The organism is Mangrovibrevibacter kandeliae, assembly GCF_024519155.1.
GTDB lineage: Bacteria > Pseudomonadota > Alphaproteobacteria > Rhizobiales > Rhizobiaceae > Mangrovibrevibacter > Mangrovibrevibacter kandeliae.
The window spans coordinates 205,100-217,929 of sequence record NZ_JANIFJ010000001.1 but is presented as its reverse complement, the minus strand read 5'-3'; the positions used below and the strand labels follow the sequence as shown (position 1 = coordinate 217,929).

Below are 12,830 nucleotides of genomic sequence, written 5' to 3'. Positions count from 1 at the left end.
GGCGACCGGCGGGCTTGCGCCGGCACCGGAACATTCGTGCTGCCGCAACGTTCGCTAGTGCTCTCTCGTGCGGGGAATTCCATGAAGCGAAGTGTGACGTCGAAGCAGGCCCCCAAGGCCGCCGTGCCAACCCAGCGCGCCACCGTCCGGGAGGGCCGTCCCTTCCCGCTCGGCGCCACCTGGGACGGCCTCGGCGTCAACTTCGCGATCTTCTCGGCCAATGCGACCAAGGTCGAACTCTGCCTCTTCGACAATGACGGCGAGACCGAGATCGAGCGCGTCGAGCTGCCCGAATACACCGACGAGGTGTGGCACGGGTATCTTCCGGAAGCCCGTCCCGGCACCGTCTACGGCTTTCGCGTCTACGGCCCCTATGAGCCGGATGCCGGTCATCGCTTCAACCACAACAAGCTGCTGATCGACCCCTATGCCAAGCAGCTCGTGGGCAACCTGCAATGGGGTCCGGAGCTGTTCGGCTATCAGCTCGACTCGCCCGACAAGGACCTGTCCTTCGACGAGCGCGACAGTGCCCGTCTGGTGCCGAAGTGCCGCGTCATCGATCCGGCCTTCACCTGGGGCAACGAGCGCCGTCCGATGGTGCCGTGGGATCGGACGATCTTCTACGAGGCGCACGTCAAGGGCTTCACGCGGCTGAACCCGCACGTGCCGGAGGACGAGCGCGGCACCTTCGCCGGGCTGGCGCACCGGCGGGTCGCAGAATATCTGCGCTCGCTCGGCGTCACGTCGATCGAGCTCCTTCCGACCCACGCCTTCGTCGACGACAGCTATCTGGTCGAGAAGGGCCTCGTAAACTACTGGGGCTACAACTCGATCGCCTTCTTCGCGCCGGCGCCCCGCTATCTCCACTCGCCCTTCGTGAACGAGTTCAAGGAGATGGTGAACCAGTTCCACAGCGCCGGGCTCGAGGTGATCCTCGACGTCGTCTACAACCACACCGCCGAGGGCAACGAGCTCGGCCCGACGCTGTCGCTGAAGGGCATCGACAATTCCAGCTACTACCGGCTGCTGCCCGACAAGAAGCGCTACTACATCAACGACACCGGCACCGGGAACACGGTGAACCTGTCGCATCAGCGGGTTCTGCAGATGGTGGCGGATTCGCTGCGCTACTGGGCTCAGGAGATGCGCGTCGATGGCTTCCGCTTCGATCTGGCGACGATTCTCGCCCGCGAACCCTACGGCTTCGACGAAGGCGGCGGCTTCCTCGACGCATGCCGACAGGATCCGATCCTGTCGAGCGTCAAGCTGATCGCCGAGCCGTGGGACATCGGCCCCGGCGGCTACCAGGTCGGGCAGTTCCCGCCGGGCTGGGCAGAATGGAACGACAAGTTCCGCGACACCGTGCGCTCCTACTGGAAGGGCGACGGCGGCGTGATGCCCGAGTTCGCCAAGCGCATCTCCGGCTCGGGCGACCTCTTCAACAAGCGCGGCCGCAAGCCGTGGGCGAGCGTCAACTTCATCACCGCCCATGACGGCTTCAACCTCAACGACCTCGTCTCCTACAACGACAAGCACAACGAGGCGAACGGCGAGGAAAACCGCGACGGTCACTCCAACAACCACTCCTGGAACCATGGCGTCGAAGGTCCGACGGACGACGCGGAGATCGTCGAGCTGCGCGAGCGGCAGAAGCGCAACCTCCTCGCGACGCTGCTCCTCTCCCAGGGTACCCCGATGCTGCTCGCAGGCGACGAGTTCGGCCACACCCAGGGCGGCAACAACAACGCCTATGCCCAGGACAACGAGATCAGCTGGCTCGAGTGGGACAAGATCAAGCCGGAAGGCCGCGACCTCATGGAGTTCGTGCGCAAACTGATCGCCGTCCGCCGCGCCTACCCGATCCTGCACCGTGGGCGCTTCCTGACGGGCGAGCACAATCCCGAGCTGGACGTGAAGGACGTCACCTGGATCTCGCCGGCGGGCAGCGAGATGACCCAGGAAAACTGGATGGACGGCAACGCCAAGTGCTTCGGCATGGTGCTGGACGGGCGCGCGCAGCCGACGGGTATCAAGAAGCGCGGGGACGACGCGACCATCCTGATCATCGCGAACTCGCACTACGACGTCGTCAACTTCACGCTGCCGGAGGTGCCGGAGGGCAAGCGCTGGTTCTGCCTGATCGACACCAACGCGCCCAAGCGCACCGACATCCCAGTCTTCGAGTTCGGGCACGAGTTCGCGGTGACGGCGCGATCCCTCCTGGTCTTCGTCCTGAGCATGGACGACCGGCAGCCGCGCAACCTGCGTGAGGCCATCGGCGCGATCCTCGACATCGCCGAGCGGCCGATGGCATCGACCATCGCCTGACGCGTATCCGGGCGAACCGTTCGCAGCGGCCCTCCGGCTGGATCGGAGGGCCGCTGGACGGAATCTGGCGACGATGAGCGAACGCGACGACATCCGCTTCGACACGGAGTTCGACCCCTGCTGGGGCGAGCCCGTCGAGGTGCGCGCGGGTGTCGCGCGGCTGACGGCGCGAAACGCCGGGCCGATGACCTTCAAGGGCACCAACACCTACCTTCTCGGCGAGACGCGGCTGGTGGTGATCGATCCCGGACCCGCCGACGACGGTCACTTCGAAGCTCTTCAGCGGGCCATCGGGGCGCGGCCCGTCGAGGCGATTCTGCTCACGCATCGCCATCGCGACCACACCGGCCTCGTCGACCGCCTGCGGCGCTCGACCCGCGCGCCGGTGCTCGCCGCCCCGCCAAGAGCCGTCGCGCCGACGGATCGTTCGGGTGCAACGGACGATTCGCCGGACGACGAACTCCTCGTCGACCGGTATCTCGCCGACGCCGAGACGCTCGCAACGCCCGCCGGCACGCTGGAAGTCGTCGCCACGCCCGGCCATACCGCCGATCATCTGGCCTTCGCCCTCGCCGGTCCGGGCATTCTCTTCAGCGGTGACCACGTGATGGCCTGGTCGACGACGGTGGTCGCCCCGCCGGAGGGATCGATGGCCGCCTTCATGGCTTCGATCGAGCGCCTCCTCGCACGCGAGACCGACCGCATCTACTTGCCGGGCCATGGGGGGCCGGTGACCCGACCGCAGCCGTTTCTGCGTGCTCTGCGCACGCATCGGCGGATGCGCGAGGCGGGCATCCTCGAGCGTGTCCGGGCCGGCGACGGCAGCGTTGCCGAAATCGTCGCCGCGCTCTATCGCAGTCTCGACCCGCAGCTGAGGGGCGCCGCGGCGCTGTCGGTGCTGGCCCATCTGGAGGCGCTCTGCCAGGCCGGGCTGGTCCGTACGGATAGCGAAGGGGCTCCACGGGTGGACGGGCTGTTCTGGCCGGCCTGACGGCGGCTCATTCGTCTGCGGCCGGCGCGCCCTGAATGCCGGCCAGCGCGATGTCCAGACGCGCGAGGATGTCCTCGATGAATCGCCGGTTCTGGCCGAGATCGTACGGCGCCACCTGCGACTGCGCGCGCATGTCGAGAAGCGCTTCGCCGTCGCTCTCCGCGATGTGGATCGTCACCTCGCTCGGCAGCTTCAGGACGAAGTCCCTGGCGAGGACGTGGAGGGTATACTCCGCCGATTCCGGCGGCTCGTCGGGCGCGGGACCGCCGGCGGCGCCGTCGGCCTCTTCGCGTGGATCGGGCAGCGGGATCGGGATCAGGCCGTGGCGCGCCGGGTCGACGCCGAGCGCGCCGGGCAACGGCATCGGCGGCGGGTTGATCGGGCGCGCGGTCGACACCTCCTGCAGTGTCCAGCCCTTGTCGGCGACGATGGTGCGGACGGCGGCAAACACCTGCGCCGCGCTCGCTGCAAACCGCCGCCCCGGCAGGGTCGCGGTCCCCGCAGAAGCGGCTGGCGCCCCGGCCTCCCGCGTGCGCACCGGGTCGGGTTCGGCAAAGCCCTCCGTCGTTGCAAGGTTGCCGCCGGCCGAGGACTCGTAGAGAATCACGGCGCCCGCGAACGGCAGGGACACCAGCGTGGCCATGAACAGCGCCGCGATCGCGCGGCCCGCCCCCACGTCGCCGCGGTGCCAGGCACGCGCGATGGTCACGACGGCGAGCAGTGCCGCCAAGACCGCGAGGACCGCCGCCGTCGCGAGCGACCCGTACAGCGTCTGCAGGGTGATGGAGCCGAAGCGGAAGGCGGCGAGCGCGACCACGAGAAGGAGCGCCGCAAAGGCCGAAAAGCGCCAGGCGTAGTCAGCCGTGCGCAGGCGACGGCGCAGATAGTGTCCGGTCGCGCGGGTCGGCCCGTGCAGGATCGTCATGGCAGGTCTCGCACGGCGAGGTGTCGGATCAGACTGGAACTTTAGCCGCTTTGCCGGGCGAGCGTAAGCCGCGCGCCACGCGATCGAGCGCCGATGGGGGGAACGCCGGCGCGGCCGCCGAAGTTCTTGCTGCAGGCGAGGACGCGACGATCCGGCGCGGCCGCCACAGTTCAGCCGTTTGGCGGCGCGAGCCTGCGGCCATAGATCATCCGAGGATGAAAGCAGATGCTCCAGAATTTCGGACGGCACGATGCCGGCGAGGCCGTGCTCGATCCCTTCGATGCGGTCGAGTTCGAGCTCGCGCTCGATCTTCAGGATCCGACGCAGGATGACTTCGAGACATGCGTGCGCCGGGCTGCGGGTGTCGTCGGCGGCGAGATTCTGTTCGCCGTGCCCTCCGACGCCACGCTCGAGGACGCGACGGAGATCGCCGCCGTCCGCTTCCCCGAGACCGGGCCGGACGACGAGCGCCAGAGAATCCTGTTCGCGGTCCTGAGCGGCGATGGCACCGTGATCCGGGTCGCCGACCGGTCGGAGATCGGGGAGCGCTTCTATGGCTTCGCCCGCGCCTTCGTCGGCGTGCTGGAGCGCATCCGCGACACCGGCTCCGACGCGCATCTGGCGCCGGCCGGCACCGCCTGAACCCGCTGCGAGGGCCTCAGCTCTCGCTGCGATGGCGGCCGCGGGACTTCGGCGGCGCCGCACCCATCAGTGCCTGTCCGCTGCGGATCGCGGCCTGCGCGGCTGCGAGCCGGGCGATCGGCACGCGAAATGGCGAGCACGACACATAGTCGAGGCCGGTCCGTTCGAAGAAGCCGATCGACAGGGGGTCGCCGCCCTGCTCGCCGCAGACCCCGAGGGAGATGTCGGGGCGGGTGCGCCGCGCCTTTTCCACCGCCATCGCGATCAGCTCGCCCACGCCGTCGACATCCACGGTCTGGAACGGGTCCCGGTCGATGATCCCCTGCCGCTCGTAGGTGGCGAGGAAGCCGGCCGAGTCGTCCCGCGAAATTCCAAAGACGGTCTGGGTCAGGTCGTTGGTGCCGAAGGAGAAGAAGTCGGCGGCCTCGGCGATGGTATCGGCCCGCACCGCGGCACGCGGAAGCTCGATCATCGTGCCGACGAGATAGGCGACCGAGCGGCCCCGCTCGGCCATGACCCGGCCCGCAACGCGGTCGATGATCGCCTTGACGAAGTCGAGCTCGCGCCGCAGGCCGACCAGCGGCACCATGATCTCCGGCACCACGGCCGCCCCGGCGCGCTCGCCGGCCTCGATCGCAGCCTCCAGAATGGCACGCGCCTGCACCTCGATGATCTCCGGATAGGAGATCGCCAGGCGACAGCCGCGATGACCCAGCATCGGATTGTACTCCTGCAGCGAAGCGATCCGCCGCATCAGAACGGCAGGCTCCAGGCCCAGCATCGCGGCCGTCTCGGCGATCTCGCCGTCCCCCGTCGGGAGGAACTCGTGCAGCGGCGGGTCGAGCAGGCGGATCGTCACCGGCAGTCCGGCCATGATCTCGAACAGCTCGATGAAATCCGAGCGCTGCATCGGCAGGAGGCGCTCCAGCGCGGCGCGCCGTCCGGCCTCGTCGGCGGCGAGGATCATCTCGCGCATCGCCTGCACGCGCGGCCCCTCGAAGAACATGTGCTCGGTGCGGCAGAGCCCGATGCCTTCCGCCCCGAAGCTGCGGGCGGCCCGCGCCTCGAGCGGCGTTTCGGCATTGGTGCGCACCCGCATGCGGCGGGCCCGGTCGGCGAACTCCATCAGCACCGCGAACTCGCCCGACAGCGCCGGCCGCTGCAGCGGCAGGCGACCCTCGATCACCTCGCCGCTCGAGCCGTCGATCGTGATCCAGTCGCCGGCGCGGAAGATCCGGTTGCGGGCCTGCAGCACCCCGGCCTCGGGATCGATCCGCAATGCGTTGACGCCGGTCACGCAGGGCTTGCCGATGCCGCGCGCCACGACGGCGGCGTGGCTCGTGGTGCCGCCGCGCACGGTCAGGACGCCGTCGGCGACATGCATGCCGTGGATGTCTTCAGGATGCGTCTCGTTGCGCACCAGGATCACCGGCACGCCCTGCGCGGCCCGCTCGCGCGCCGCCTCGGCGCCGAACATGATCTCGCCCGATGCCGCACCCGGCGAGGCCGGCATGCCCTTGCCGATCACCGTCTCCTCGCCGTTGCGCAGGATGGTCGGATGCAGGAGCTGGTCGAGCGAGGCCGGCTCGATCCGCAGGATCGCTTCGGCCTCCTCGATCAGCCCCTCGCGCACCATCTCCACGGCGACGCGGATGGCCTCGGCCGCGCTGCGCTTGGCGACGCGCGACTGCAGGAGGAACAGCTCGCTGTCGCCGACCATGAAGTCGACCTCGACGGCATCCCCGACATGCGCCTCGATGCGGCGCACATGGTCCGACAAGGCACAGATGTCGCCCGGGAAGCCCGTGAGTTTCGCCGATCCGTCGACGTCGCAGAGGTCCGAGAGGGGCCAGCTCTGGACCTCGCCCCCGACGGCCGCAAGGTCGCGTCCGCCGAGCATGAACTCGCCGGTCAGCTGCGATCGCCCGGTCTTGAGGTCACGCGAGAGCGCGCGGCCGGTGCCGGAATTCTGGCTGCGCTCGTTGAAGATCATCGCGTGCGCGGTAACCGCAAGGCCGGCATTTTCCGGGATCGAATGAAGGATGCGGAAGGCGCGGGCCACGGGGTCGCGCCAGCTGACGAAAGCCGCCTGGATGACGGCGTAGAGTTGCTCCAGCGGCGTCTGCGGAAAGGTGCGGCCGAGTTCGGTCTCGATGAAGCGGAGGTAGCGGGCCGTCAGTGCCCGCCATTGCTCGGGCGTCGTCGGACCGTCCGTGCGCCAGCCGGCGAGCTTTCGCTCGTCGTCGGCGAGATCCTCGAACTCGGCCGGATCGGCCTTGTAGACCACCGCCGCGAAGGACTCGATGAAGCGCAGGTAGCTGCGGAAGGCAAAGCCGAGATCCTCGAGTTCGCGCGCCAGGAGCTCGACGGTGCGGTTGTTCAGGCCGACGTCGAGGACCGTTTCGGCAAGGCCCGGCATCGCGGTCCGCGCGCTCGTGCGCACCGCGAGGAGCAGCGGCCTCTGGTCGCCGTCGAAGCGCCGGCCGGTCGTCGTCTCCAGCCAGTCGATCGCGTCGCGGATCTCGCCGCGCAGGGCCGGCGACAGTCCCGATTCGGGCGACGACGCCTCGCGCCAGGCTGCGGTCGACAGGGTGAAGCCCGGCGGCACTGGAAGGTCGAGCGAGGCGAGCAGCGACAGGTTGGCGCCCTTGAGGCCCAAGGTCTCGGCGGCGTCGACTGGACGCGCCGCCGCGCCGCGTGAAAAGGTGAACAGTCGCTTCGACATCGCACTCTGCGCCCGGACCGGGGGATCGGTCCCGAAGGTCGGATGCTAAGGCAAAGCGTCCGCCTCCGCCACCTGCCGCGCTGCGGGATGAACGGGCGCCCGCAGGCGCTGCGTCGGCTGGTGATGCCGCGGGTCAGGTTTGCCGCGCTCGCGCGGCGAACCTGAAGCCGGCAACGGATCACTTCTTGGCGTGCGCCTCGATCACCGCCGCCATCTCCTCCGGCGACAGGTCGCCGGCATACTTGTCGCCGTTGACGAAGAAGGTCGGGGTGGCGTTGACGCCGAAGACGGTCTCACCGCGCTGCTGCACGGCGACGACCTTCTGCTGCAGGTCCTTGTCGTTCAGGCAGGCCTTGAAGCTCTCCTCGGTGAAGCCGGCCAGTCGGCCGATCTGCAGCAGCGCCTCCGACGCATTCTGAGCCCGCGCCCAGGTGTCCTGCTGGTCGAAGAGGACGTCGACCATCGCGGTGCGCTTGTCGCCCGGCGCGCAGCGCGCCAGCATGAAGGCCGCGAGCGCGCGCGGGTCGAACGGGAACTCCCGCAGGATCAGCTTGGCCTTGCCGGTGTCGAGGTAGTCGCGCTTGATCACCGGATAGGTGCGGGCGTGAAAGTCGCGGCAATGGGTGCAGGTCATCGAGGCGTATTCGATGATCGTCACCGGCGCGTCGGCCTTGCCGATCACGACGTCCGGCAGAGGCTGGTCGGCCATCAGCGCCTCGACGTCGGCGTGCCCGTCGGGCTTCGGCGCCTCGGCCGCCGGCGTCACCGGGGCATCGGTGGCCGGCGCGTCGGCCTGTGCCACGAGCAGCGTCGCATCCGCCGCCGCAATCGGGCTGTCCTTGGCCTCGTCCGAGCAAGCCGCGAGCGCCAGTCCGGCGACCCCGGCGAAGAACAGCGCCAGCACCCGGTGGCGAGGCGCGCCCGGGCGCGTCTTCGATCTCGACGGGAAAGGCTTCATGCTCGATCTCCAGAACCTTGCAAGGGATGGCGGCTCCGCCGCCACGTGCGCTGTCATAAGACAAAGACTGCGGCATTTCCAAGCACTGCCGACCGCCACGCCGGCAAAGGCTTGATCACGTCGAGGTGCGCTGACGCGCAAGGATGCTTTCGGCGAACTGCTTCAACGCCTCGCGCAGCTTGTCGTCCGCGATGTTGGCGACCATCGCCTCCACCCGGCGATGATCCTCGGCAGCCAATGGCCGCAAACGCGGCCGCCGGTCCGGGGGAGCCGTCCGCACGGCACGCTGCACCAGCTTCAGCCGCGCCACCGCGTGAAAGCCGAAATAGCCGTCGATGCGCGCCAGGATCTCGCCGGCCTGATGCTGCAGTCGCAGCACCGCCGTCCCCTCGCAGGCGACGACGAGGGTTGCGGGCTCGAACGGATCGTCCTCGCTGCGGCGGGGCGGCCAGAGGAGCTTCTCCGGCCGCGACACGTCGGCGAGCGAAGGACCCGCGATGTCGGCCCAGGAGGCGAGCAGACCCGTGGTCATTCCCGCCTTGCGGGCGAGGATGGGATCCATCACCCCCGACACCAGTTCGCCCACCTGCCGGGTGCCGCGTGTCACTCGGTCGTTCATCGCTGCTCCGCCTCGCTCTCCTCCGCGTGCACCGGTGCTGTGACGGAGGCCGCGATCAAGGACAGCGAGTATATCCAGACGGCATCGAGGATGTCGTGGTAAAGCATGATGTTGGTGAGCCCCGGCAGCAGGAAGGACGTCACCAGGATCACCGCGAAGCCGAGGCGCAGCCGCCCCTCGACGCCGTGACGGGCGCGCCACGCGGTCCACAGCGGCGCGACGATCATCGCCAACAGCGACAGGAGACCGAGAAGGCCGCTGCCCACCCCGACGGTCAGGCCGATGTCGTGCAGGTGGCTGTAGCGGTAGCCGGGGAAGGTCTGTTCATCGAGATAGGGCGTGATCGCTTGCCAGATGTTCTGGGGCCCGTAGCCGAACAGCGGGCGCTCCAGGAAGGCCTCGACGGACGCGACATAGATGGCCTTGCGCTGGTTGAGCGAGGTGGCGTCCTCCGGCAGCGTCGTCATCCGTGCCAGATCCGACCAGAACGCGTCGACGCGCGCATCCATCGCCGGCGCGACGACGGCGACGATACCGCATGCGAGCAGGATGCAGAGCGAGGCGGCTGCGATGCGCCTGCGGCGCGAGGCCCGCCGCCACAGCGCCGCGATGTCGCTCTTGCGGATCGCAAGCCCTGCCAGAAGCACCAGCGGCAGGGCGGGCCAGGCGCCCCGCATCCCGGACAGCAGGACCGCCGTCGAAGCGCCTGCCGCGCCGAGGATCGCCAGGACGTTGTAGGCGCGCGAGCGGCTACGGCTGAGACCGAGAAGCGACAGGCCGCAGGTGAGGAGCGCGGTGATCGAGAGGGGCCCTGGATTGCCGGAAAAGCCTTGGACGCGGTCCGTCCAGAGCGCGTACTCGATGCCGATGATCGGCAGGAGAAGCGTGCCGCCGATCGCCGCCCCGAAGAGAGCCGGTCGAAGGGTGTGGCGCAGTCGGCTGAGGCGCATACGCGGCACCAGGAAGATCGGCGCGAAGTAGATCACCATCGGCAGGATCAGCCGAGACGCGTCGGCCCCACCCGGCTGCGCGAGCACCGCGCCGATCGTCACCAGCGCGAAGGCCGTGGTGGTGACGACGATGGGCAGCTCCTCGCGGCGCAGCGCGAGCGGAAAACGGCCGAGCACGGCGGAGATGACCGCCCAGCACGCGAGGAGCGCACAGACGATCGAGGCACCGGAGCCGAGGCACGCCGCCGCGACGTAGAAGAAGCCGTTCGACAGGCGATTGCGGCGGCCGAGCGCCTCCGGCGGAGCGGTCAGGAGCGTTGCGAGGGGGTGCGGGAGCTGCTTGGCGATGTACCGATTGACGGAACGCTGCATGGATGATCTCTCGCCACCATGCCCCATGCCGACCCCTCGATCACTGTTACGCTGCTCGACTGGTACGGCCGTCACGGCCGCGCTCTGCCCTGGCGCATGCCACCGGGAGCGGATGCCCCACCGCCGGACCCCTACCGCGTGTGGCTGTCCGAGATCATGCTGCAGCAGACCACCGTCGCGGCGGTCAAGCCGTATTACGAGCGGTTTGTCAATGCGTGGCCAACGGTCGCTGACCTCGCTGCGGCCGAGCCTGCAGCCGTGATGAGCGCCTGGGCGGGGCTTGGCTACTATGCCCGCGCCCGCAACATGCTCGCCTGTGCCAAGGCGGTCGTCGGCGAGCATGGCGGTCGCTTCCCACCGAACGCCGCGATGCTGCGCGAGCTTCCCGGGATCGGCGACTACACCTCGGCTGCCGTCGCGGCCATCGCGTTTGGCGAAGCGGTCGCCGTGGTCGACGGCAACGTCGAGCGCGTGGTGACCCGTCTCTTCGCCATCGAGGCCCCGCTGCCCGGCGCGCGTGCGAGCATCCGGCGACACGTCGTCGCGCTGGTGCCGCCGGATCGCCCGGGCGACTTCGCCCAGGCGACGATGGATCTCGGCGCGACGATCTGCACGCCGAAGTCACCTGCCTGCGTGATCTGCCCGGTCGCCGCGCCATGTGCGGCGCGCGCCGAAGGGCGCCAGACGCTGTTCCCGGTCAAGCCGCAGCGAGCCAGGAAGCCGCTGCGGCGCGGCGCCGCCTTCGTCGCGCTGCGGCCCCACGACGGGGCGATCTGGCTGCGCCGGCGACCGGAGGGCGGCCTTCTCGGCGGCATGAGCGAGCCGCCGACCACCGGCTGGAGCGCCCGGGCTGACGGCGCCGTCGATGCCTCCGAAGCGCCGGTCGCGGCCGCCTGGGCGAGCATCGGCAGCGTGTCGCACGGCTTCACCCACTTCGATCTCGAGCTGACGGTGTGGCGCGCCGAGGTTGCGGCCGATCCGCCCGGCGAAGGCTGGTGGTCGCCGCCTGCGGCCCTGGCGCACGAGGCGCTGCCGACACTGATGCGCAAGGTCGTCCGGCTCGCCCGGCCGGAGCCTGCGCTCGCAAGCGGCTGATCGTCGAAGGCGTCTAGGCCGCGACGGCGGCCATGCGGGTGCGCAGCTCCTGGCGCAGCGTGTCGATCAGCGTCAGCCGGTCGCCCTCCCGCAGATGCCAGAAGGTCCAGCCGTTGCAGGCGTCCAGCCCCTGCACCTTCGCGCCGAGGCGATGGATCGAGGCGGCCTCCTCGCCGATCGCGATGGTTCCGTCGGCTCGCACCGTCGCCGTCCAGCGTTGCTTGGCATCGGTCAGGCGTGCCCCCGGCGCCAGGAGCCCGGCCTCGATCAGGCTGACGAAGGGGATCCGGGGCTCGGCACGCTTGCCCGCGGCGATGCGGATCGACAGCGGATCGAGGGGCTCGATGGCCGCGATGCGGGCCTCGGCAGCGGCGATGTAGCCGGCGTCGCGTTCGATGCCGACGAAGCGTCGCCCGAGCCGCTTGGCGACCGCACCCGTGGTACCGGTGCCGAAGAACGGGTCGAGGACGACGTCGCCCGGCCGTGTCGACGACAACAGGATGCGGGCGATGAGTGCCTCCGGCTTCTGGGTCGGATGAACCTTGTGTCCGTCGGCGTCCTTCAGGCGCTCGCTGCCCGAGCAGATCGGGAACAGCCAGTCCGAACGCATCTGCAGGTCGTCGTTGGCGGCCTTCATGGCGTCGTAGTTGAAGGTGTAGCCCTTGGCCTCCTGATCGCGGGCCGCCCAGATCAGCGTCTCGTGCGCGTTCTGGAAGCGGCGGCCGCGGAAGTTCGGCATCGGGTTGGTCTTGCGCCAGACGACGTCGTTGAGCAGCCAGAAGCCGAGATCCTGCATCATCGCGCCGACGCGGAAAATGTTGTGATAGGAGCCGATCACCCAGATCGAGCCGGTCGGCTTGAGCACGCGGCGTGCCGCGAGCAGCCAGGCGCGGGTGAAGGCGTCGTAGGCCTGGAAGCTCTCGAAGCGGTCCCAGTCATCGTCGACCGCGTCGACCTTGGACTGGTCGGGGCGCGTGAGGTCCCCGCCCAGCTGCAGGTTGTAGGGCGGGTCGGCGAAGATCGCATCGACCGAGCGATCCGGCAGAGCCGACATCCGAGCGACGCAATCGCCCTTGAGGATCGTGTCGAGCCACTCCCGGCTCTCTGCTTCGACCCGTGCTGCGGCACCTTTTGCGACCATCGACATCCACCGGCTACGCGTGACCTGAATCCTCGGTCATGGTTACCGAATGGCGTTAACAGCGGGTGAAGCGGGCACCGATCG

The 12,830-nt window shown here is 69.3% G+C and carries 10 protein-coding genes; 4 read left to right on the top strand and 6 right to left on the bottom strand.

The genetic code is table 11. The features are described from left to right. The first annotated feature begins 81 nt into the window (after positions 1-81). Complete coding sequence (gene glgX, locus NPA30_RS00990; protein ID WP_256800457.1) at positions 82-2,328, top strand: glycogen debranching protein GlgX; 2,247 nt, start codon at positions 82-84, stop codon at positions 2,326-2,328. A gap of 73 nt (positions 2,329-2,401) precedes the next feature. Then, a complete protein-coding gene (locus NPA30_RS00985; RefSeq protein WP_256800456.1) occupies positions 2,402-3,319 on the top strand; it encodes an MBL fold metallo-hydrolase in 918 nt (305 codons plus the stop codon). 7 nt (positions 3,320-3,326) lie between these two features. Here the strand turns inward: NPA30_RS00985 and NPA30_RS00980 are convergent, their stop codons facing one another. After that, complete coding sequence (locus tag NPA30_RS00980; protein ID WP_256800455.1) at positions 3,327-4,244, bottom strand: DUF1499 domain-containing protein; 918 nt, start codon at positions 4,242-4,244, stop codon at positions 3,327-3,329. A 225-nt stretch (positions 4,245-4,469) separates the two neighbouring features. Between NPA30_RS00980 and NPA30_RS00975 the strand changes: the two genes are divergently transcribed. Next, positions 4,470-4,886: a hypothetical protein gene (locus NPA30_RS00975; RefSeq protein WP_256800454.1), complete on the top strand. Its 417-nt coding sequence runs from the start codon at positions 4,470-4,472 to the stop codon at positions 4,884-4,886. 16 nt (positions 4,887-4,902) lie between these two features. On the opposite strand, the gene ppdK is transcribed toward NPA30_RS00975, so the two are convergent. From ppdK to NPA30_RS00955, 4 genes are all read right to left on the bottom strand, one after another. Continuing rightward, positions 4,903-7,611, bottom strand: a complete 2,709-nt coding sequence (gene ppdK, locus NPA30_RS00970; protein ID WP_256800453.1) for a pyruvate, phosphate dikinase — start codon at positions 7,609-7,611, stop codon at positions 4,903-4,905. Positions 7,612-7,789: 178 nt separating this feature from the next. Then, positions 7,790-8,569, bottom strand: a complete 780-nt coding sequence (locus NPA30_RS00965) for a DsbA family protein (protein WP_256800452.1) — start codon at positions 8,567-8,569, stop codon at positions 7,790-7,792. Between the two features lie 115 nt (positions 8,570-8,684). Then, the gene (locus NPA30_RS00960) at positions 8,685-9,188 is read right to left on the bottom strand and encodes a DUF721 domain-containing protein (RefSeq protein WP_256800451.1); all 504 of its coding nucleotides are present in this window, start codon (positions 9,186-9,188) and stop codon (positions 8,685-8,687) included. Beyond that, a complete protein-coding gene (locus NPA30_RS00955) occupies positions 9,185-10,510 on the bottom strand; it encodes an O-antigen ligase family protein (protein WP_256800450.1) in 1,326 nt (441 codons plus the stop codon). Before NPA30_RS00955 ends, NPA30_RS00960 begins: the two co-directional genes overlap by 4 nt. A gap of 18 nt (positions 10,511-10,528) precedes the next feature. Between NPA30_RS00955 and NPA30_RS00950 the strand changes: the two genes are divergently transcribed. Further along, positions 10,529-11,605: an A/G-specific adenine glycosylase gene (locus tag NPA30_RS00950; protein ID WP_256800449.1), complete on the top strand. Its 1,077-nt coding sequence runs from the start codon at positions 10,529-10,531 to the stop codon at positions 11,603-11,605. A 13-nt stretch (positions 11,606-11,618) separates the two neighbouring features. Here NPA30_RS00950 and NPA30_RS00945 read toward each other — a convergent pair whose 3' ends face one another. After that, positions 11,619-12,752 (bottom strand): site-specific DNA-methyltransferase, encoded by a 1,134-nt coding sequence (locus NPA30_RS00945; protein ID WP_256800448.1) that lies wholly within the window; start codon positions 12,750-12,752, stop codon positions 11,619-11,621. Positions 12,753-12,830 lie beyond the last annotated feature (78 nt).